Annotated in this window: 20 protein-coding genes; 7 read left to right on the forward strand and 13 right to left on the reverse strand. The window is 54.0% G+C overall.

All coding sequences use genetic code 11. The annotated features are described in order from the left end of the window. Position 1: 1 nt before the first annotated feature. Positions 2 to 1,495, forward strand: coding sequence for a DUF3413 domain-containing protein (locus WKJ04_RS16255; RefSeq protein WP_337881379.1), 1,494 nt, complete (start codon positions 2 to 4; stop codon positions 1,493 to 1,495). A 16-nt stretch (positions 1,496 to 1,511) separates the two neighbouring features. Here the strand turns inward: WKJ04_RS16255 and WKJ04_RS16260 are convergent, their stop codons facing one another. Then, positions 1,512 to 1,811 carry a hypothetical protein gene (locus WKJ04_RS16260; protein ID WP_337881380.1) on the reverse strand — a complete coding sequence of 100 codons (300 nt, stop codon included), beginning with the start codon at positions 1,809 to 1,811 and terminating at the stop codon, positions 1,512 to 1,514. Positions 1,812 to 1,944: 133 nt separating this feature from the next. Here WKJ04_RS16260 and WKJ04_RS16265 point away from each other — a divergent pair, with 133 nt between their 5' ends. Then, the gene (locus WKJ04_RS16265) at positions 1,945 to 2,520 is read left to right on the forward strand and encodes a YaeQ family protein (RefSeq protein WP_337881381.1); all 576 of its coding nucleotides are present in this window, start codon (positions 1,945 to 1,947) and stop codon (positions 2,518 to 2,520) included. Continuing rightward, the gene (locus tag WKJ04_RS16270) at positions 2,514 to 3,341 is read left to right on the forward strand and encodes a S1-like domain-containing RNA-binding protein (protein ID WP_337881382.1); all 828 of its coding nucleotides are present in this window, start codon (positions 2,514 to 2,516) and stop codon (positions 3,339 to 3,341) included. Before WKJ04_RS16265 ends, WKJ04_RS16270 begins: the two co-directional genes overlap by 7 nt. Here the strand turns inward: WKJ04_RS16270 and WKJ04_RS16275 are convergent. From WKJ04_RS16275 to dapA, 12 genes are all read right to left on the reverse strand, one after another. Beyond that, entirely contained in the window at positions 3,333 to 5,729 is a 2,397-nt protein-coding gene (locus tag WKJ04_RS16275) for an EAL domain-containing protein (protein WP_337881383.1), read from the reverse strand. The two genes, WKJ04_RS16270 and WKJ04_RS16275, sit on opposite strands and share 9 nt — an antisense overlap. A gap of 75 nt (positions 5,730 to 5,804) precedes the next feature. Further along, positions 5,805 to 6,998 carry an RsmB/NOP family class I SAM-dependent RNA methyltransferase gene (locus WKJ04_RS16280; RefSeq protein WP_337881384.1) on the reverse strand — a complete coding sequence of 398 codons (1,194 nt, stop codon included), beginning with the start codon at positions 6,996 to 6,998 and terminating at the stop codon, positions 5,805 to 5,807. A gap of 80 nt (positions 6,999 to 7,078) precedes the next feature. Beyond that, positions 7,079 to 8,491 (reverse strand): deoxyribodipyrimidine photo-lyase, encoded by a 1,413-nt coding sequence (gene phrB / locus WKJ04_RS16285; RefSeq protein WP_337881385.1) that lies wholly within the window; start codon positions 8,489 to 8,491, stop codon positions 7,079 to 7,081. Further along, on the reverse strand, positions 8,491 to 9,432 hold the full coding sequence (locus tag WKJ04_RS16290) for a DUF523 and DUF1722 domain-containing protein (protein WP_337881386.1): 942 nt from the start codon (positions 9,430 to 9,432) through the stop codon (positions 8,491 to 8,493). The genes phrB and WKJ04_RS16290 overlap by 1 nt, the downstream gene beginning before the upstream one ends. A 133-nt stretch (positions 9,433 to 9,565) precedes the next feature. Continuing rightward, on the reverse strand, positions 9,566 to 9,877 hold the full coding sequence (locus tag WKJ04_RS16295) for an integration host factor subunit alpha (RefSeq protein ID WP_337881387.1): 312 nt from the start codon (positions 9,875 to 9,877) through the stop codon (positions 9,566 to 9,568). Between the two features lie 2 nt (positions 9,878 to 9,879). Then, positions 9,880 to 12,267 (reverse strand): phenylalanine--tRNA ligase subunit beta, encoded by a 2,388-nt coding sequence (pheT, locus tag WKJ04_RS16300; protein ID WP_337881388.1) that lies wholly within the window; start codon positions 12,265 to 12,267, stop codon positions 9,880 to 9,882. Positions 12,268 to 12,282: 15 nt separating this feature from the next. Beyond that, on the reverse strand, positions 12,283 to 13,263 hold the full coding sequence (pheS, locus tag WKJ04_RS16305) for a phenylalanine--tRNA ligase subunit alpha (RefSeq protein WP_337881389.1): 981 nt from the start codon (positions 13,261 to 13,263) through the stop codon (positions 12,283 to 12,285). A gap of 94 nt (positions 13,264 to 13,357) precedes the next feature. Continuing rightward, entirely contained in the window at positions 13,358 to 14,077 is a 720-nt protein-coding gene (gene hda / locus WKJ04_RS16310; RefSeq protein WP_337881390.1) for a DnaA regulatory inactivator Hda, read from the reverse strand. 2 nt (positions 14,078 to 14,079) lie between these two features. After that, positions 14,080 to 15,225 carry a DUF2066 domain-containing protein gene (locus WKJ04_RS16315; RefSeq protein ID WP_337881391.1) on the reverse strand — a complete coding sequence of 382 codons (1,146 nt, stop codon included), beginning with the start codon at positions 15,223 to 15,225 and terminating at the stop codon, positions 14,080 to 14,082. 72 nt (positions 15,226 to 15,297) lie between these two features. Further along, positions 15,298 to 16,014 (reverse strand): phosphoribosylaminoimidazolesuccinocarboxamide synthase, encoded by a 717-nt coding sequence (gene purC, locus WKJ04_RS16320; protein ID WP_337881392.1) that lies wholly within the window; start codon positions 16,012 to 16,014, stop codon positions 15,298 to 15,300. Between the two features lie 95 nt (positions 16,015 to 16,109). Beyond that, complete coding sequence (bamC, locus tag WKJ04_RS16325) at positions 16,110 to 17,180, reverse strand: outer membrane protein assembly factor BamC (protein ID WP_337881393.1); 1,071 nt, start codon at positions 17,178 to 17,180, stop codon at positions 16,110 to 16,112. 5 nt (positions 17,181 to 17,185) lie between these two features. Continuing rightward, positions 17,186 to 18,073: a 4-hydroxy-tetrahydrodipicolinate synthase gene (dapA, locus tag WKJ04_RS16330; RefSeq protein WP_337881394.1), complete on the reverse strand. Its 888-nt coding sequence runs from the start codon at positions 18,071 to 18,073 to the stop codon at positions 17,186 to 17,188. A 128-nt stretch (positions 18,074 to 18,201) separates the two neighbouring features. On the opposite strand from dapA, the gene WKJ04_RS16335 reads away from it, so the two are divergent. The 4 genes from WKJ04_RS16335 to WKJ04_RS16350 form a co-directional block, all read left to right on the forward strand. Next, the gene (locus WKJ04_RS16335) at positions 18,202 to 18,723 is read left to right on the forward strand and encodes an ACT domain-containing protein (protein WP_337840315.1); all 522 of its coding nucleotides are present in this window, start codon (positions 18,202 to 18,204) and stop codon (positions 18,721 to 18,723) included. A 9-nt stretch (positions 18,724 to 18,732) separates the two neighbouring features. Beyond that, complete coding sequence (gene bcp, locus WKJ04_RS16340) at positions 18,733 to 19,200, forward strand: thioredoxin-dependent thiol peroxidase (protein ID WP_337881395.1); 468 nt, start codon at positions 18,733 to 18,735, stop codon at positions 19,198 to 19,200. A gap of 94 nt (positions 19,201 to 19,294) precedes the next feature. Continuing rightward, positions 19,295 to 20,407, forward strand: coding sequence for a PQQ-dependent sugar dehydrogenase (locus tag WKJ04_RS16345; RefSeq protein ID WP_337881396.1), 1,113 nt, complete (start codon positions 19,295 to 19,297; stop codon positions 20,405 to 20,407). Beyond that, on the forward strand, positions 20,407 to 21,246 hold an 840-nt coding region (locus WKJ04_RS16350), incomplete at its 3' end, for a TonB-dependent receptor (RefSeq protein WP_337881397.1). The genes WKJ04_RS16345 and WKJ04_RS16350, both read left to right, overlap by 1 nt.

Here is a 21,246-nt window from a genome sequence, read left to right on the forward strand (position 1 = left end):
TATGGTGCTGGAGCAAAACCTGTCGCTGGTCAGTAAAGTCAACCGTTTACTGAACTGGGGCCATTGGTTCACCTTCTTTAATACCCTGCTGGCGCTTGGGGTCACCAGTGCCTTCTGGCTGGCAGAACCGCTGCCGGTCACTGCAGCGGGCTGGCTGTATCTGGTCAGCAACTGGTTGGGACACACTGCTTTTTTGTGTTTTTTATTTTTTATCCTGAGCATCTTTCCTATCAGCCTGGTGTTTCCGTACCAGCGCCATGTGCGCGGTATCGCCGCTGTGCTGGCCACAGCAGGGCTGGTGCTGCTGATTTTTGATGCATATGTTTATCAAAGCCTTGGGTATCATGTCGGCAGTGCCTCCAGTGAACAAACCATCGAGCTGCTGCGCCAGCAGGTGGTCACCAATGCCCGTAACTTTGTGCTGATCACCGCCGCCGTCGCGGCACTGCTGCTGGCAATTGAATTGACACTGTCCAATTTTTGCTGGAAAAAAGTGCAACGCCTGCAGCACTCGGGTTTTGGCCGCCCTTTGCTCGCCCTGTTTTTAGGCAGTTTTGTCTTCAGCCACAGCCTGCATATCTGGGCCGACGCCCAGCTGAAATTTGATGTGACCAAACAGGACAATGTGCTGCCGCTGACTTACCCGGCCACCGCCAATACCTTTTTAGCCCGTTATGATCTGCTGGATTTACAGCAACTGAAACAGGACAAAGCCGATCAGCTGCAGACGCAAAGCAGCTGGCAATCCCTGCAACCCTTGAGCTGCCAACTCAGTGCCCCTGCGGCTTTCCGGATTTATGTGGTGCCCACGCTCAGCAAGGAACTGCAGCTGGCTTTACAACACCAGGGCTTTGCCAGCAGCGACCAGCATTTTGCGCCGGTCGACCCACAACTTGCGCTGTTAAACCTGGTGTATGGCCAGCTGGAACTGGCCGACAATCTGAGCCTGCTGCAGCACCCCCCCGCCTGGCTGGCGCAACAACAGAGCATCCGGGTTGGTAAAACCGGCCACTGGCCAGCCGAACTGAGCTGGTTAACGGCCTCCTCCACGGCAGAACAGCCACAACTGCTGTTTGTCGAACAGCCAGAGCAGCTGCAACAACTGCTGCACAGCGATGAAGCGGCGCTGGTGCTGGCACTGACCGCCAGCCACCAGCAACTGCTGCTGGCCCCTGCGCCATTACTGGTACGCTGGCCGGGTTGGCCTGACAAAAAACAACAGGCCGTGACCCAACATCTGGATTTGTTGCCAAGCCTGTTATTTAGTGTGGGTTGTCGCAGTAACTGGCCAGGTGATGCGCTGCAGGAACCATCAACCCTGCCAAAACTGAACCTGACCAAGCATCAGCTGATCAGCTTTAAAAAAGACAAAATGACTGTGGTGCGGGATGATGGCAGTTATGGTGTCTGGTCTGCCGGTACGCTGGTGCCACTGAATGAAAAAATGGATTTACCTATGCTGACCGACGCCCTGAAGCGGATTAAAGCGCCCTGATCAACAGGGCATTTTTTTAATTGATACTGCGGGGGGCCTGCAGCAAGGGGCTGCGCCTGCCCTGAAGTTCCAGTTCGGCTAAATGAAATAAATTGGTGTAGGCCAGCGCGGGTGCCGCTTTGCCAAAGGTCTCGACAAACGCCAGCCGGGCCTCCTGCATTAAACGCCCGGCCAGTTGATCGTAGGCCGAATACCCGTCATAACTCAGCGGTTCGTCCAGTGACGCCAGGCCAGACTCACGCTGGCGCCGGATAAAATAGTTCAGCAGAAACTCGTATTCTTTCACATCCAGCCAATCGCGGCAATCCAATCCCATCGCTTTCACCTGTTCTGACGTGCGGGTACAATCCGGAATTTATGCCATTAAAGCACAGCTTTCACCACAACAGCTGAATTGTGCCGGTAAAGCAGGTACACTAACGGCCATTTTTTCCGGCAAGCAATCATTTATGGCGCTCAAGGCGACAGTACACAAAGCACAATTACAGGTGTCGGATTTAAGCCGGCACCATTATCAGGATTACCAGCTGACTCTGGCCCGCCATCCGTCTGAAACCGAAGAGCGGCTGATGTTGCGCCTGCTGGCGTTTGCCCTCTGTGCCGACGAACAGCTGCAATTTGGCAAAGGCATCTCAGACGACGATGAAGCAGCGCTGGCGATAACAGGCCTGGACGGCCAGTGCCAGCTGTGGATTGAACTGGGGCTGCCCGAAGAGCGGCGCTTGCGTAAAGCCAGCCACAAAGCCAATCAGGTATTATTGCTGGCGTATGGCGGCACTGCGGTCAGTAAATGGTACCAAAGCGAACAGAAAGCGCTGCAGGCTTTGCACAACCTGAGCATTTTTGCCATCAGCCCAGAACATCTGGCGCTGCTGCAGAGCTTTTGTGACCGCACCATGCAGCTGCAATGCACTATTAACGAAGGCCAGATCTGGTTCGGTACCAGCGTTCGCACCGAACAACTGGCCCTCAGCCGGGTGAAAGCCGCCCGTAACGAACTTTTTATTTGGGAGGCCGAATGTTAGCCCTGGGTACTTTAAACCGCTTAACGGTAAAAAAGCTGGTCGATTTTGGTCTCTATCTGGATGGCCTGAGCTGGGGGGATATTTTATTGCCCAAGCGGTATGTGCCAACAGGCGCCGCTGTGGGTGATGAGCTGGAGGTATTTTTATACCTGGATTCGGAAGACCAGCTGATTGCCACCACAGAAACGCCCTTGGTAATGGTCGGACAGGTGGCGCAGCTGAAAGTGGTCGCCAGCACCAAAGTCGGGGCCTTTTTAAACTGGGGCCTGAAAAAAGATTTATTGGTGCCGTTCAGTGAACAAAACCTGCCACTGCAAACCGATAAATGGGCCCTGGTGTACTGCTATGTTGACCGCAGTAACCGTATTGTTGCCTCCACCAAACTGGATAAATTTATCGGCAAAGAACCTGCCCAGTACCAGGCAGGTCAGGCCGTCAGTTTTATCGTGGCTGCGCGCACCGACCTGGGGTACAAAGTGGTGGTCGATCATCAGCACTGGGGCCTGCTGTACAACAACCAGGTGTTTAAACCGCTGCGTATAGGGTACAAAGGCACAGCTTATGTACAGAAATTGCGCGACGATGGCAAAATTGATTTGTTGCTGGATAAACCCGGTTATGAAAAAACCCAGCAACTGACCGATCTGATCCTGGCGAAGCTGCGCAAAGCCGGCGGCACGCTGCCGCTGTCCGATAAAAGCAGTCCGGAGCAAATTGCCGCCGAGTTTGGGGTCAGTAAAAAAGTGTTTAAGCAGGCCATTGGCGCTTTGTACAAGGCGGGTTCAATCCGCATCGACGCCGATCAGATCGCCTTAACTTAACCAGCGTATCGCCTCGGCAGCAGGCACAGGGCGCGAAAACCAATAGCCCTGGCCTGCATCGCAACCCAGCAGTTTCAGCAGTTCACACTGGTTCTGGCTTTCAATGCCTTCGGCCACGACCTGTAAATCCAGGGTTTTGGCCAGAGCGATGACGGTATTAATGACCGGATTGTCCTGGATCTTTGGTTTTATACTGGCAATAAAAGACCGGTCAATTTTCAGCACATCCAGCTTAAATTCGTTCAGGTAACTCAGGCTGGAATAACCGGTGCCAAAGTCATCCAGCAGCACCTTCACGCCAGCCGCACGCAGCTCTTTTAGTGAGGTACGGGCCTGACCGATATTTTCAATCAGCGCCCGCTCGGTAATTTCTATCGCCAGCCAGCAAGGATTCACCTGGGCACAGGCAATCAGCTCCAACAGCTCTGCGGCAAAATTCGGTTCAGAAAAGGCCGACCCCGACACATTGACACTGATATAACAATGAGCAGGCCAGCCCACCTGCCAGGCCCGTAACTGCGCCACGGCCTTTTGCAGCACATAGCGGTCTATGCGGCTAATCAGCCCCTGTTGTTCGGCAAAAGGAATAAACTGGTCCGGTGCCACCCACCCCTTTTGCGGATGCGGCCAGCGGATCAAGGCTTCAAATCCCTGCAATGTCAGATGGTCCAGCGCAAAAATCGGCTGATAATGCAGTTCAAACTGCTGCTGCGCTAAGGCTGTTTTAATGTCCTGGTCCAGCTGGAATTCTTCACTGTCCTGCCGCCCCATATGGTCCTGATACAGCCGGAATAACCCCCGGCCATCCTGCTTCGCCTGGTACATTGCAATATCGGCACGGCGGATCAGTTCCCCTGCCCCGGTTAAACCTTCCCTGGCGTTGGTCAGCGCGATGCCAATACTGCAGGAGCTTTGCAATAAATGCCCGGCCACCAGGATAGGTTGCTGCAAACTGTCGCAGATACGCTGAGCCACTTCGGTGACATCCTGCACCGAACCGACATCTTCCAGCACCACAGCAAATTCGTCGCCCCCCAGTCTGGCCAGTGTGTCGGACTGACGCATACAGTTCTTCAGCAGCCGGCCCACTTCGACTAAAAAGGCATCGCCCACCGGGTGGCCCAGACTGTCGTTGACGGCTTTAAATCTGTCTAAATCCAGATACATAACCGCCAGTTGATTGGCCGGGAAACGTTGCATCCGCTTAAACGCCTGCTCAATCCTGTCCAGCAATAAACTGCGGTTTGGTAACCCTGTTAAGGCATCATGCAACGCCTGATGCTGCAACCTTTTCTCAGAGAAAACCCGTTCCAGCGCATTGGAAATATGTTGGGAGACAAAAGTCAGCAGCTCCAGATCCCGCTCAGAATAATGGATATGTGGCATATAACTTTGCACCACCACGACACCACGGATGGTGTCACTGCCGACAAAAGGCCCCCCCAGCCAGCACTCTGGTACTGAACCGTAAATACGGATCTGATGCGCGCGGTCAAACTCCAGCATTTGTGCTTTATCGATCAAAAGCGCCTGGTTGGTTCTGAACACATAACCGGTCAGACTGTGCTCAAGCACGTCTTTACCAAAGGCCTGGTTGGGATCAATTTCGTCGTCTTCAGTGTCCGCAAAATAAGGGAAATGCAGCAACTCCGTCGCATCGTCATACAAGGCGATGTAAAAATTTGGCGCATAGATCAACGAGTTAACAATCTGGTGCAGACGCTGATAAAAACCGGAAAACTCGTCGGCAAAACTGGAAAACGCAGCAATCTGATACAGTGCTTTTTGCAAACGTTCCGCATATTCCAGCTGACTGACCGACTGCTCCAGCCGCTGCAGCATTTGCGCCTTGCGTAATTTGCTGGCAAGAATGGACGCAACTTTTTCCAGCACCTGCTGATGTGCGCCCTGAAAAAAACCCAGTTGCGAATGTTCGCAATCGATCACACCAAGCAGTTCGCCCTGGTCCAGTATAGGCACCACCAGCTCAGACAAACTGGGGAAATAATCCGGTACATAATGGGGATCCTGCCGGGTGTCGTTCACCAGTACTGAGTGTTTCTGCCGGGCGGCATACCCCACCAGGCCTTGTTCCAGACTGAGCTCAGCCACCCCAAGATGGACAGGTAAATCCCGGGTGCCACTGCCCGCTTTGCGTTTTAACAGCTGTGTTTTCGCATCAAAAATGAAAATAGCGCAGTCGACAAAACCCAGACCAGCCACCACTTGCTTGGCAGCATAATCCAGCACTTCATCCGGATTGGATAAATCATGCAGTTCAATCGCAAACTGATTAATCAGCCGCAAATGGTGGTTTTCCTGCTGCAGCCGCACCAACTCGGCGGTGAGCGGATCAGGGGTTTGGATCTCAGGCTTCTGGCTGGCCACGGTCGTCTTGGACTCTTCTACTACTCAGACAGCTCTGTTATAGACGAGGCGAAAACTGAACGCAATCAAAAAATTTTACACTGTGATGACAGCCTGCCGCCTTAATCTGGCCCAGTAGAAACCGTCAAAACCTGTGGCAGCCGGGCTGATCGTCTGTTCCTGCTCCAGCACAAAGTCAGGTCGTTGCTGTAAAAACCACTGCACCTGGTGCTGATTCTCTGACGGGAAAATGGAACAGGTGGCATAAAGCAACTCACCTCCTATGGCCAGCATTTTGCTATAGCGGCTTAAAATATCCCGTTGCAAGGCCTTGAGTTCAGCCAGACGCATCGGTGCCTGCCATTTGGCATCCGGATTACGCCGCAACACGCCACTGCCACTGCACGGCACATCCAACAACAAAAAGTCGGCTTTGTCGGCTAAACGTTTAATGGTTTTGCTGGAGCTGATCAGCCGGGTTTCGATATTGCCCGCCCCAGCCCTCCGCGCCCGTTGCTGCAGAGTGGCCAGTTTCCACTCCTCGACATCCATTGCCAGCAAACGGCCTTTGCCTGCCATACGAGCCGCCAGCGCCAGACTTTTGCCGCCTGCGCCGGCACAGGCGTCAATCACCCGGGCAGCTGGTTTCACGTGCAGCGCATCGGCTACCTGCTGCGAGCCGGCGTCTTGCTGTTCAAACCAGCCTTGCTTAAAAGCGCGGCTTTGAAACAAAGCACAGTCCGACAGAATTTCCAGTGCTGTTGGCACCCCAGCCACCACGCGACTTTCAATGCCTTCGGCCAGCAATGCCTGTTGCAGCTCAGAGGTGCTGATTTTCAGCCAATTGGCGCGGACATAACGTGGCGCCCGTGCCCACAAGGCTTCACGCTCAAGGGCCCAGGCATCCCCCAGTTCCTGTTGGCCCAGTTGTTCCAGCCAGTCCGGGCAGCCCTGCAGAATGTGGGCTGGCAAAGCCGCAGCCCTCCCCTGTAATTCCGTCAGATCAGGCAACAGTTGGCCATACACTGAATAGCCGTGCCAGCTGGCCAATACAGCCCAGACCTTGGCTGGCTGTTCAACAAAACGACAGCCGGCCAGTGCTTCATACAGACTTAAGCCACGCATCAGTTGCTGCGCCAGCTGAACTTGATTTGCCTGCTCTTTGACTGAGTATTTTTCTGTGGCAAAGAGCGCAGCCAGTGCTTTGTCCAATGGCTGCTGCTGACTCAGCACAGGCACTAAAACCTGACTCAGGCGTTCTGTCATTAAGGCGTGCATCTCAAGTTTCATGGTGGCTCCCGGCAAACTGGAGCGCGATCTTAGGTGGCAGCTCAGCCTTCAGCAAGTAAAAACTTTATCCGAAGCTTCAATCAACGCTGCCTGACCGCCTTAAACAGCTCCAATGTCCTCAGCCTGGCTTGGTTATGGTCCACCACGGGCGCGACATAGTCAGACCAGATCGGCAGTGGATGAGGCCAGTGAATTTGCGTTGTGGCTACATCGGCCAGTTCTGGCACCATACGACGGATAAATTCACCTTTTGGGTCAAAGCGCTCACTTTGAGTCACAGGGTTAAAAATGCGGAAGTAAGGTGCTGCATCGGTGCCGGTCGACGCTGCCCACTGCCAGCCGCCATTATTGGCGGCAAAATCGCCGTCAATCAGTTTGGACATAAAATACCGCTCGCCCCACCGCCAGTCGATATGCAGGTCTTTTACCAGGAAACTGGCCACTATCATGCGCAGCCGGTTGTGCATCCAGCCCGTCTGGTTCAGCTGGCGCATCGCTGCATCGACAATGGGATAGCCAGTTTTACCATCACACCAGGCCTGAAACCGCTGTGGATCATTCGGCCAGACAATCTGGTCGGTCTCAGCCTGAAAAGCTTTGTGCTTAATCAGCTGCGGAAACGCCACCAGAATATGTATGTAGAAGTCGCGCCAAATCAGCTCGGACAACCAGACTGCCGGGCCGGAATCGCCTTGGTTCAGGGTCTGGCCATGCTCCAGCTGCAGCCTGGCCACCACCTGATGCACCGAGATCACCCCAATGGCCAGATAAGCCGATAAGCCAGAAGTGGCCTCCAACGCCGGAAAATCACGCTTTTGCTGGTAGTCCTGCACCTGCGCCTGGCAATAACGGCGCATTTGCTCCAGCACCTGCTGCTCAGTCACAGGGTACGCCAGAGAACTGCCATCGCCCGGTCGCATCCCCGGCATCTCGATACGCACCTGCGGCGCTACCAGCTGAGGCGCGGGCCGCTTAGCCACCTGCACGCCACGCCCCGCCAGCTGCTGCAGCCAGGCTTTTTTAAAGGGGGTAAACACCTGGTACATTTCACCGCTTTTATTCAGTACAGAACCCGGCGGCATAAAGGCCCGCCTGTTACTCCAGTGAACGGCTTTCCCGTTCTGATGAAACAACGCTTCCACCTTGCGGTCGCGCTGCAGCTCACGCAGTTCATAGTCCATGTCGGCAAAAAGTGCCTGAGCTCCAGAGCGCAGTAACTGTTCAAAAACAGGCAGGCAGCTCGGATAATCATCCGCCTCCAACGCCAACAACGGAATATTCAGTTCGGACAACTCCTGTTCCAGCGCCCGCACCCGTCGGCGGATTAAATCCTGTTTGACAGGCGCCATATGGTGCTGCCGCCAGCTGCCCGGTGTCGCCATAAAGAGCGCCAGCACCGGCAAACCGGATTGGCAGGCCGCAACTAAGGATGGATGGTCATAAGTGCGCAAATCGTTGCGGTACCAGACCAGTACAAATTCAGCAGCAGTCATCAGGCTCTTAAACCCAGCTCATCCGGAAAGGGTTGAAAGTACACCTGCGCCTGCAGATACGCATGAGGCTGCTGGTTCAAATGGTGCTTTAGCAAGGTCAACGGAGCCAGCAATGGCAAATGCCCAAGGCGATAATGCTCAATCAGGTGCAGTAACTCCTGCTTGGCAGAAGCCGCCAGACGGTGTTTAAAAAAGCCAAGTAAGTGCTGCAATACGTTGGCCTGCTGCTTGCGGCTGGCCGTCTGTTTCAGTGCCAGCATCAGGTCGGTCAGGTACCGCATCGCCAGCTCCTCTGGCGCAAACAATTTAGCCTGCGCCACCAGGCGGCCCAGCTCGCGGTACGCCACCGGACTGTGGGCCATCACCAGAAACTTATACCTGCTGTGAAAAGCCACCAGCTTGCCGACACTGAATCCCGACTGCAGCAATTGTTGGTACTGATGACAGGCCCAGACCCGGGTTACAAAGTTTTCCCGTAAATTAGCGTCATGCAACCGGCCATCTTCTTCCACCGGCAACCAGGGGTACTGTTGCATCAGTTGCTGGGTAAAAACGCCGACGCCAAGTTTACCAACGGGAAAGCCAGTACTGTCTGTCACTTTCACCCGCTCCATACCACAACTCGGTGATTTGGCGCAGACGATATAACCCGACAGCGCTGCCATAGCAGGCAACGCCTTGGCCGTGCTGCTGCGCATCACCTCGGTGTGATCGATGGCGCCATCGGTACTGCTCACCAGACGGATTTGCTGATGAGTATCCAACTGCAGACGAATGGTTTCCCTAGGTGTCCCCATCCCCATCGCAACCTCAGGACAATAAGGCACAAAATCAACAAAACGACTTAATTGATCCGTAGCAAAAGGCAGCGCTTTATGGCCGCCATTAAACCTGACTTTCTGGCCCAATACACAGGCACTGATCCCGACCTGGATCCGCATAGACTACCCCAGCATTGTTTTGCTTGATTACGTACCGGGCCTTAGGATGGATCATCCCTGGCGGAGTAAAAGTGAGGCTGGCGCGAACATGTTGAAACTGCAGGTAAAAAAAAGCAGGCTTTCGCCTGCCTTTTTATTTGGTCTGGTGCGCCTTTTTGGCGGTCCCCACTTCAACCCGGCTTTTTAGTTTCTGGCCTGGTCTGAAGGTCACCACACAACGGGCGGAGATAGGAATGTCTTCGCCTGTTTTCGGGTTACGGCCTGGTCGTTGGTTTTTCACCCGTAAGTCGAAGTTACCAAAACCGGACAGTTTTACCTGGTCGCCGGACTCGAGCGCGAGCCGGATTTCTTCAAAAAATGATTCGACGATCAATTTGGAATCGCGCTTGCTGATGCCAAACTTGGTAAATAAACGCTCTGCTAAATCGGCTTTGGTAAGCGCCATTCTTAATCCCTCAACGTTGCGTTGAACTCTGTTTTTAACACGTCAACTACAGCTGTGATCACCTGTTGAATGTCTTTATCTTCCAGGGTGCGGGTTTTGTCTTGCAGCGTCAAAGCCACCGCCAATGACTTGTGGCCCTCTGCCACGCCCTGCCCTGTGTAGACGTCAAACAATCTTAGGTCAACTAATTGATTTCCGCTAACTTTTCTAATAGTAGCAAGGATATCTGAAAAACGCACATCGGATTTAACAACTATCGCCAAATCGCGACGATTGGCCGGATATTTTGATAATTCTTCAGCTAAAACAATATGTTTATCGCCAAAGGCTGTCAATTCCAGCTCAAACAGGTAGGCTTTGCCTTTAATGCCCAATTTGTTCTGTGCTTCAGGGTGCAAAGCACCGATATAACCAACTGGCTGACCGTTCCGGCTGACCAGAGCGGTCTGGCCCGGATGCAAGGCACTGTGTTCCCCTTTGCTGAAACTGAATTCGCCTGGTGCTGAGGTTAAGCTCAGTAAGGCTTCGACATCGCCTTTGGCGTCATAGAAGTCCACAGCACGTTCAGCAATAGCCCAGTGCTCGTTGCCATAGCTGCCAACCACCAGACCACCAATGACTTCCACCTGGCGTACGCCATTTTCCGCGGTCGCGTCCGGAATGAATTTCAGGCCGTATTCAAATAAACGGATACGGTTCTGCTGACGGTTCTGGTTATACAGAGCAGCTTGCAGCAGACCTGGCCACAGGTTCAACCGCATTGCCGACATATCGGCAGAAATTGGGTTTGGTAACACCAGCGCCTGTTGCTGCGGGAACAGCACCTGCTGTACTTTTGGATCCACAAAGCTGTACGTAATGGCTTCCTGATAACCACGGCCGACCAATACATCACGCAGACTGTGCACATCGATGCGGGCTTCACGGTGCTGGCTCATCGACAGCGCCGCTTGCGGAGCCACATTTGGAATATTGTTGTAGCCATACACCCGCGCCACTTCTTCCACTAAGTCTTCGGCAATCTGCATATCGAAGCGGTAACCCGGGGCAACAGCCAACCAGCCATCCGCTGTGGGGGTGACCTTCAGGCCCAGACGCTGGAAAATATCCAGCACTGTGGCGTCGGCAATATGAATACCGATCAGTTTGTCCAGTTTGGCGCGCGTCAGCGTAATTTCGGCCGCTTTAGGCAAGTGGCTTTCTGACACGGCTTCCACCACAGGACCGGCTTCACCACCAACAATTTGCAGTAACAAGGCGGTGGCGCGTTCCATGGCGGTACGCTGCAGCTCTGGGTCCACACCCCGCTCATAGCGGTGTGACGCGTCAGTGTGTAAACCGTATTGACGGGCTTTACCGGCCATTTTCACCGGGCTGAAAAAGGCACTTTCCAGGAAAATGTGCTGAGTCTCAGCGGTGACACCACTGTGCAGGCCACCAAAGACACCGGCCATCGCCAGTGCTTTCTGACGGTCAGCAATCAGCAGGGTGTCTGGCTTCAGCGCCACCTCGTTGCCATCCAGCAGGGTCAGCGTTTCACCTTCTCTCGCCAGACGCACGTCAATGTCGCCTTCGATTTTCTCTAAATCAAAGGCATGCATCGGATGGCCCAATTCGAGCAACACAAAGTTGGTGACGTCTACCACAGGATCAATAGAACGAATGCCACTGCGACGCAACTTTTCGACCATCCACAACGGAGTCAGCGCGCCCGGATTGATATTGCGGATCACCCGGCCCAAATAACGTGGGCAATGCTCAGGCGCCGACAGCACAATGGCTTTTTGTTCCGTGATGGTTGCGGCAACGGCCTCAATCACCGGCGCTGTGACGTCCAGCTGATTCAACACTCCCACTTCGCGGGCCAGGCCTAACAGGCCTAAACAGTCGGCACGGTTGGGCGTCAGGTCGACTTCGATGCTGACATCATCCAGCTTCAGATAGTCGCGGATATTGCTGCCAAGTGGTGCGTCGGCCGGCAACTCGATAATGCCCTCCGAGCTGTCGGCCATGCCCAGTTCCTGCAACGAGCACAACATGCCGTTGGACGGCTGGCCACGCAATTTGGCGGCTTTAATTTTGAAATCACCCGGCAGTACAGCGCCTACAGTGGCCACAGCCACTTTAAGGCCCTGACGACAATTGGCTGCGCCACAGACGATGTCCAGCAGCTCACCAGTGCCTACATCTACTTTGGTGACCTGTAATTTATCGGCTTCCGGATGGCGGCCGCATTCGACCACATGCCCGACCACCACACCGGTGAACTGGCCAGCAACGGCGTCAATACCGTCCACTTCCAGACCGGCCATGGAAATTTGTTCTGCCAGTTCGTTGGTGGATAACGCTGGGTTCACCCACTCTCTTAACCAGGATTCGCTGAATTTCATTGGTATTGCTCCTGCTTATCTGAACTGCTTTAAGAAGCGCAAATCGTTTTCGAAGAAAGACCGTAAATCGGTCACGCCATAACGCAGCATGGTCAGACGCTCGACGCCCATCCCAAACGCAAAGCCGCTGTACACTTCCGGGTCTATGCCCACTGAACGCAGCACGTTCGGGTGCACCATGCCGCAGCCCAGCACTTCCAGCCATTTGCCGTTTTTACCCATCACGTCCACTTCAGCCGAAGGCTCAGTGAACGGGAAAAACGAAGGACGGAAGCGGATTTGCAGGTCTTCTTCAAAAAAGTTATGCAGAAAGTCGTGCAGAATGCCTTTGAGTTCGGTAAAGCTGACATGCTTGTCCACCATCAGGCCTTCGACCTGGTGGAACATTGGCGTGTGCGTCATGTCGTAATCGTTACGGTAGACGCGACCTGGCGAAATAATGCGCAGCGGCGGCTGCTCCGTTTCCATGGTGCGAATTTGCACACCGGAGGTCTGGGTGCGCAGCATCAGCTTCGGGTTGAAATAGAAGGTGTCGTGGTCAGCACGGGCCGGATGGTGCTCCGGAATATTCAATGCGTCAAAGTTGTGAAAATCATCTTCGATTTCCGGGCCTTTTTTCACTTCAAAGCCCAGCTCACCGAAAAAGCTTTCAATACGGCGGATAGTGCGGGTCACCGGGTGCAAACCACCAGCGTCCAGGCTACGGCCTGGCAAAGTGACGTCAATTTGCTCTTTGGCCAGTTTTTCCGCCAGTTCAGCCGCTTGCATGGCATCACGCTTTTGGTTCAGCGCGTCTTGCACCTGCTGTTTTAATTCATTGATTTGCTGGCCAGCAACTTTGCGCTGCTCGGCATCCATTGCGCCTAAGGATTTCAGCAGCTCGGTAATGGAGCCTTTTTTGCCCATAAATGCAACACGCACGTCTTCCAGCGCGTTGATATCCTGAGCGGCAGCGACAGCCTGAAGGGCTTCGGCCAAGATGGCGTTTAAGTTCATGGTAATCCTCGGATCTGAGGTGAATCATTGCTGTAAAAAAGGCGCTTATAATACACCAGATTTTCGGGCGCTTCTAAGCCAAAACTGTGATTTTTTAAGCATTTGCCGCAATGGGCAATGGGTCAGTCAGAATTTCTTTCACAAAAGGAATGGTCAGGCGGCGTTGATGCACGATGGAGGCTTTGTCCAGCAGGTCAAGAATCCGCACCAGATCGCGGATATCCCGTTGCTGGCGGTTCAGTAAAAACCGCGCTACTTCGTCCGGCAGTTCCATACCACGCAAATGGGCTTTTTGCTGCAGCAGTTTTTGTTTGTCATCGTCCATCAGCAAACGCAGCTGAAAGCTGGTGCAGGCCTGCAGCCTGGACACCAGATCGGGCAGCTTGAAGCCCAATTCAGTCGGCGCCGCATCGGCGACAATAATCAGTACTTTGCCTTGTTCCAGCATGCGGTTGTACAGATCAAACACTGCCACTTGCCAGGTTAAATCGGTATCAATGGCCTGGATATTATCCAGACAGACCAGGTCTAACTCCTCCAGGCCGTCCAGAATCCGTGGGCTCCAGGCTTTGTAGTCATCCAATGACAATAACTGGCTGGTCAGGCCCAGTTCCTGCGCTTTGACACAGGAGGCATACAGCAAATGCGATTTGCCACTGCCGCTGGCACCAAAAAGGTAAAGCGGATGACGCGGTGCCGTACCACCAAGCACCGCTTTGATAGCCGCGACGGCGGGGCTGTGTTCAGCCCCGTAAAAGCTGTCGAGAGTTTCATCCTCTGGCAAAGTGACCGCCAGAGTGTACTGCACCGGCATCATCACTGCGGCACAAACCGGAAACGTAATGGCCCGCTGGCCATGACAGCCGGGGCGGCGGTCGACTGCTGTTGCTCTGCGGCCATTTCAGCTTCCAGTTCAGCAAACAACTGATCGGTACTGTCTGCACTGACCTGCGGGTCTGCCGGGCTGGATGGCACAGCATCCAACGTATCGCCCTGCAGCGGCTGGAAGCGTTTATCCAGCAACAGCGCATTTAAAAAGGTCTGAGCGTCTGACGCCAGCTGCAGTTTTAATGACAAGGCATCCGCCTGGCGCTCCTGCACCTGCACCCGCTGCACTGACAACATGCCACTCAACAGTTTTTGCACCTGCACCATCTGCACAAAGTTGGTCACGCCCTGCACCTGCAGTTCCACGTCTGTGGCTGCTGCCCCCAAGCGCACCGCATACTGCGCCGCCAGACTGCTGACCAACTGTTCAATAAACTGGCGGGTCGCCTGCACCGGATCAGCGGCAAGGATCTGCTGGCTGATCAGTTGTCCCTGTTCAAACCCCTGCCAGGTTAACCGTACTTGCCCTGCCAGCTCCGCCGGGCTGTCAAACAATAAAATCATGGTCTGGTCAGCCTGAAAATTCAGACTGGCCTGCTCTATCTGTAACCAGTTACCTGCCCAGACATCGTCCTGACTTAATGGGGCAGAAAACTCTGCAGCCGCAGAAGGCAGCAACCAGGGCAAAGCCCGCTCTGTGGCCTGTTGCTGTAATAATTGCAGCACAGGATGCTCAGCCCCCTGGATAAACTGACGGCTTTCATTCCCCTGTTCCACCAGCCAGAACAAAATGGCCGGCCGGCGACTGCCCCACACCGGTAGCTGCAGTGTGGTTAAAAACTGCTGAACTTTTTGCTCGTCCAGAGTCACCTTCAACAAGGGTTCAGGGCCCGCCACAGGTTCAAATTTTTTCAAATAGTTGGCAGCATTGCTAAGTTCCGCTTTGACAGCCCCCTGCTCCAGCACCGCCGGATTGGCGCTGACTTTTACCAGCACTTGTTGCAGCGCCAACTGTTGCCACTGGTTCTGGCTGACAGTGGCAGGAACCTGAGCTTCGTACAGTCCGGTGACTTCTTTGGCCTGCAATGCAAAGGTCAGAATACCGGTCAACAGAATGGTCAAAATCGAACGCATGCTTGTCCTCAATCCGTTTGCTGCATGGAAAAACAAAACCACCCGCAGGTGGTTTTGTCGCCTTAAACCAGTTTAATCCAGTTTTACACCGAGGCGATTCGCCACTTCTTCGTAAGCTTCCACCACGCCCCCGAGGCCTTGGCGGAAACGGTCTTTATCCAGCTTGTTGCGGGTCGCTTTATCCCACAGACGACAGCCGTCCGGCGAGAATTCGTCTCCCAGTACGATTTCACCGTTAAAGACGCCAAATTCCAGTTTGAAGTCCACCAGGATCATGCCGGCGTCATCAAACAATTTGCTCAGTACCGCATTGACCTGGAAGGTCAGCTCTTTCATCCGGGCCAGTTGGGCTTCAGTGGCCCAGCCAAAAGAACGCACATGGTATTCATTGACCATCGGGTCATGCAGTGCATCATTTTTCAGGAACATTTCGAAAGTCGGCGGGTTCAGCTCCAGACCATCCTGCACACCTAAACGGCGTACCAGTGAACCACTGGCCACATTACGGACCACGCATTCCACCGGGATCATGGTCAGGCGTTTCACCAGTACTTCAGTGTCCGACAACAGCTCAACCGCCTGAGTCGGAATGCCGGCTTCTTCCAGTTTTTGCATGATAAAGAAGTTGAACTTGTTATTGACCATGCCTTTGCGGTCTAACTGCTCAATACGCTGACCATCGAAAGCTGATGTATCGTTGCGAAAATGCAGAACCAATAAATCAGGGTTGTTGGTGGCATACACAGTTTTGGCTTTACCACGGTACAACTCAGTTGTCTTCTCGACCATTTTAAACTCCGGCGGCAGGGCTAAAAAAAACAGGCGCAAGTATAATAACCTTTCGCCTGTTCGCAAATCACTTTTTCTGCAGGGCCTGTGGCTTTTTACAGCTCCAGTCCGGCTTTTTGGATCATCGGCAATAAGGCCTGATGCAAGCTGTTCACCAACTCGGCGCTCAGCACCTTGCCTTCGCTGTCACGCCAGCTGAGTGATGTACCCAGTTCATGCTTTTTCAGCACCAGTTGATAATCCCCTTCTGCCAGCGGCAGCTGCATGGCCTCTTCTGCACCCCACAAGCTGTCCCAGAACCCGGTTTCTGGCTGTTTGTAGCTCAGGTAGTAAGTGTAACTGGTACGGTTCAGGTCTGTAACGGCAAACCCGTTCTGTTCAAACAGCACTTCCAGCTGTAACCAGGTCTGATCCAAATTCTGCGAGGTCAGCATTACGGCGTTCCCTTCAGCGTCAAAGCCTGTGGTCAGATTCACTTTGACCAGTTGGGCTTTTTTCCGTTTGATCTGTTCCAGTTCAATGGTGGCTACCTGGTCAATGTAACGGTTCAGGAAATAGACTTCTTCGCGTTTTTGCGCAATTGGGGTCAACTGGCGGGACTCGTCATCCAGGTAACGGTGTTCCAGCAACTGGCTGCGCACCCCAATACTGCGGCCATGGCTTTTCGGATCGAGGATTAGCAGGAAACGGCTTTGCTCCTTGTCCACCATCTGCTTCCACCACCACCAGCCTTCTTCTTCAGTGCGGGTGACCCAGCCGGTTTCAAACACCAGCCCCTGGTCATCTTTTTGTGTGATTTCGATGTTCTTTTCAGCACCAAAAGTGCGAATGCTCTGCTGCAGGTAAGGCAACAATTCACCGGTAAATTCAGAACGTTCAAACCAGACCCTGGCTTCTTTTTCTTCTTCTTCCACCCGGCTGTTGGTGGCCAGAGCCAGCACCTGCATAGGTGATTTCAGTTCAGCTTCAGACACTGGTGCATTCGGCGCGGGCGGAATGTCGTACTGCGACGGCTTTTTTGCTGGACTTAAGCCATCTGGTACTTTTAAATCGCTGACGGCCTGAGCCTGAGAGGCTGTTGTGTTTTGTGCTGACCAGTCCGGCATCAGCGAACAGCCTGTCAACAGCAATGAGGCAAGCAGACTTGCCGGGATCCCATACTGCACTCTTATTACTCCTGGATTGTGATCTGTGCTTGTTTCAGCGCTTGTTCGATTACGCTGTGGTAAATTGGTTCCAACCGGGTTAAGGGTAGTCTGGCCATATCGTCGGCAATCAGGCCCATTTTCAATAAGGCCCATTTGGCCGGAATCGGGTTGGATTCAATAAATAAATCGCGGTGCAGCGCCTGTAACTTCTGGTCAGTCTGATGCGCAGCATCCTGTTGTTGCGCCAGTGCCAGTGCACACATTTGCGCCATTAACGCCGGTGCAATGTTTGAGGTGACCGAAATAACCCCTTTGCCGCCTTGCAGCATAAAATCGCAGCAGGTCGCGTCGTCGCCAGACAACAACACAAAATCTGCCGGGCACAAAGCTTTCAGTTGCGCAAGCCTTTCAAAAGACCCTGTCGCTTCTTTAATACCGACAATGTTGGGCACTTGGGCTAATTCAGCCACAGTTTCTGGCTGCAAATCAACACCGGTGCGGCCCGGTACATTGTACAGCCACACCGCTTTGTCTGTGGCGCCAGCCACAGCCCTGAAGTGCGCCAGCATCCCTTTTTGGGTGGGCTTGTTGTAATAAGGCGTCACCGTCAGAAAACCGGCAACAGGCAGTTCAGACAGTTTTTTGGTTTTGGCCACCGCCTCTGCCGTTGAGTTGGAGCCATTGCCGGCAATGACCGGAATACGGCCAGCCACCTGCTCCAATACCGCGGTCAGAACCTGCCACTGCTCCTCAAAACTCAGCGTAACCGACTCCGCCGTGGTGCCCATAATGACCAAACCGGAAGTTTGATTGGCCAGATGAAACTCCACCAGGCGTTTGAGGCTGGCAAAATCGACCGAACCATCAGAGTGCATGGGAGTGATCAGGGCAACAATACTTCCGCTTAACATAAAAAGGCTCCAAAATTTTCAGGCTGCCTATGGTAATGACGACGTCACACAAGCACAAGCCGAAAGCAGTGAAAAATAGCCGCACTGTGCTACACTTGCGCCATTTTTTGACCTGGAAAGAATACCTTATGCCTCAACATTTGGTCGTGACCGCCATAGGCGCGGACCGCACTGGAATTGTCAGCAAACTGGCCCGACTGGTCACAGACTGCAATTGCAACATAGTCGACAGCCGCATGGCTATTCTGGGCAATGAATTCACGTTTATTATGCTGCTGTCCGGCGATTTAATCGCCATCAGCCGGATTGAACATTTATTACCCGGCCTGGGTCTGGAACTTGATCTGCTGACCATGACCAAACGTACTTCAGGTCACCGGATGCAACCTGTGTCCGCCCACTATGTGCTCGAATACAAGGGGCCGGACAAAGTCGGTACTTTGGGGGCTATCTCCAGTCTGTTGGCGCATCATCAGGTGTATATTGGCGCGCTGCGTACTCAGACAGACACCTCAACGGACCAGGCCCTGCATCTGTGTGAAATGACGGTCGAGCTGCCGGAGGGCGCCGAACCTGAATTACTACGCCAGCAATTAATGACCTTGCTGGATCAGTTACAACTGACAGGCCGTTTTGAGGCCCTGATTTAGGGAGTTTTTATGCCTTTATCCGTTAACCAGGCTGCGCCGGATTTTTCCTTACCGGACGCACAGGGACAACTTCATTCATTGCATACTTTACTGACTCAGAGCCGGGTGTTGCTGTATTTCTACCCCAAGGCCATGACACCTGGTTGCACTGTGCAAGCCTGTGGACTGCGTGACAGCAAGGCCGAGCTGTCCGCTTTAGGGGTGCAAGTGGTTGGTGTCAGTATTGACGCACCGGGTCGGCTGGCTAAATTTGCTGAAAAAGAACAGTTGAACTTCCTGTTGCTGGGCGATGAAGACCATCAGGTGGCGCAAGCTTTTGGTGTCTGGGGCCCGAAGAAATTTATGGGCAAAGTGTATGATGGCCTGCACCGCATCAGTTTTTTAATTGAGCAGGACGGCCGAATCAGCCATGTCTTTGAGCAGTTTAAAACCAGCAATCATCACCAGGTGGTACTGGACCACCTTCGCCAGCGTTAACTGTCCCGGGCGGGCCGCTGTTAATCGCATCAGGGACAACAGGGCCCGCTGTCGTTATTATGCTGGTGAAATGATCCGTTAAAGGAAGCGTCCGATGAAATCCACCTTAAATTCTATTGTATTGAGTTTGTTCGTTTTGAGCGGCGCCGCACAAGCAGCCCCATTGGTGACAGAAAAAGCCACACTGGAACTGACTGAACTCAGTCAGGGTTTTGACCATCCCTGGTCTTTGGCTTTTTTGCCGGATGGCCGCATGCTGGTCTCAGAACGTTCCGGCACCTTACGTATCGTCACAGGAACAGGTGAAAAATCTGCGCCTCTGGCCGGAGTGCCTGCCGTCAAAGCGGCTGGCCAGGGCGGCTTATTGGGGCTGGCGCTGGACCCGGATTTTGCCAAAAACCAGCTGATTTATTTAAGCTTCAGCGAGCCGGTGGAGGCGGACAACAGCCGCACCGCAGTGGCAAAAGCCAGGTTGAGTGGCACGTCGCTGACCGATGTGCAGGTGATCTTTCGCCAGGCTGAAGCCATCAACAGCCAGTACCATTACGGGGGCCGCCTGGTGTTCAGCCCCCAGGGTGAACTCTTTATTACCACAGGTGATCGTGGCTCCCGCCGGGAGGATGCACAAAAACTGGACGGCCACTTTGGCAAAGTGATTCGGGTCAACACCGACGGGTCGGCGCCCAAAGACAATCCTTTTGTCGGCCGAGCCGATGCCAGAGCGGAGATCTGGTCTTACGGTCACCGCAATTTACAGGGCGCAGCGGTTCATCCGCAAACGGGCGCCATCTGGACTCATGAACACGGGCCTCAGGGCGGTGACGAAATTAACATAGCGCAGGCGGGCAAAAATTATGGCTGGCCGCTGATTACTTACGGTGAAGAATACGGCGGTGGTGTCATTGGTCAAAAACGCAAAAGTGGTCTTGAACAGCCGTTGCATTATTGGGTGCCGTCTATTGCACCAAGCGGCATGAGTTTCTACAGCCAAAACGCGATTGCCGGCTGGCAGAATAACCTGCTGGTGGGGTCCTTGAAGTTTGGCCAGTTGGTCCGGCTGGAACTGACAGCGGATAAAATCAGCCATGAAGAACGTATCCGTATTGGTTCACGGATCCGCGATGTGCAGGTCGGCCCTGACGGGGCTGTTTATCTGCTGACCGACGAAGACAATGGCAAAATCCTGAAGTTAAGCCCTGCCAACTGATGCGTACACTCTACCTGGCCTGCGCCCTGCAGGCCTTGTCTGCGCCTCAGGCGGTAGCGCAGGATCTGGCGGTTGAACGTATCCGCGTCACCAGCCAGAGCCAGCCGCAACTCTGGTTATCCGATCCATCCAATGCCCAGCAGCTGCACCCCGACCCGACCCGTGCCTGGTATGACGCTGCCAGTCTGTTCGGTGGGGTCGCTGGTTTTCAGGCCGACAGCCGGGCCAATTATGCGCAGGATTCACGCCTGTCGAGCCGGGGCTTTGGCAGCCGCAGTGCCTTTGGTATCCGCGGTTTACGACTGATGCAGGATGGTATCCCGCTGTCGGCGCCGGACGGCCAGGGCCAGTTAAGTTCAGTGCTGCTGGACCAGATAGACCAAGTCGAAGTGCTCACAGGCCCGATGGCAGCACTGTACGGCAACGCCGCCGGCGGTGTGGTGTCGCTTGAAAGCCGCCGGCCTGTCGGGGATACAGCTTCAGTGCAGCTGGCTCAAGGCCGTTTTCTCAGTCAGCAGATGCTCTCTGTCGAGCATCAGTCGGCAGAGCACAGCAGCAGACTCAGCCTGAAGCAAGCGCGGCTGCACAGCCAGCGGCCACAGAGTGAGGCCGAAAAACAACAAGGTCAGTGGCTCTGGTTCAGTCAGCTGGCGTTTGCCGACCTGATGCTGCGTTATGACTGGTCTCGCGACCCTCTGCTACAGGACCCCTTAGGGTTGACCGAAGCGGAATGGCGGGCGGACCCCAACCAGACCAGTGCCAATGCACAACGTTTTGATACCAAAAAAAGCAGCCGCCAGCGGCAGCTCAGCCTGACCCTAAGCCAGCAACAGGCGGAG

The sequence above is a fragment of the Rheinheimera sp. genome (assembly GCF_037442345.1).
In the GTDB taxonomy this organism is placed as follows: Bacteria; Pseudomonadota; Gammaproteobacteria; order Enterobacterales; family Alteromonadaceae; genus Pararheinheimera.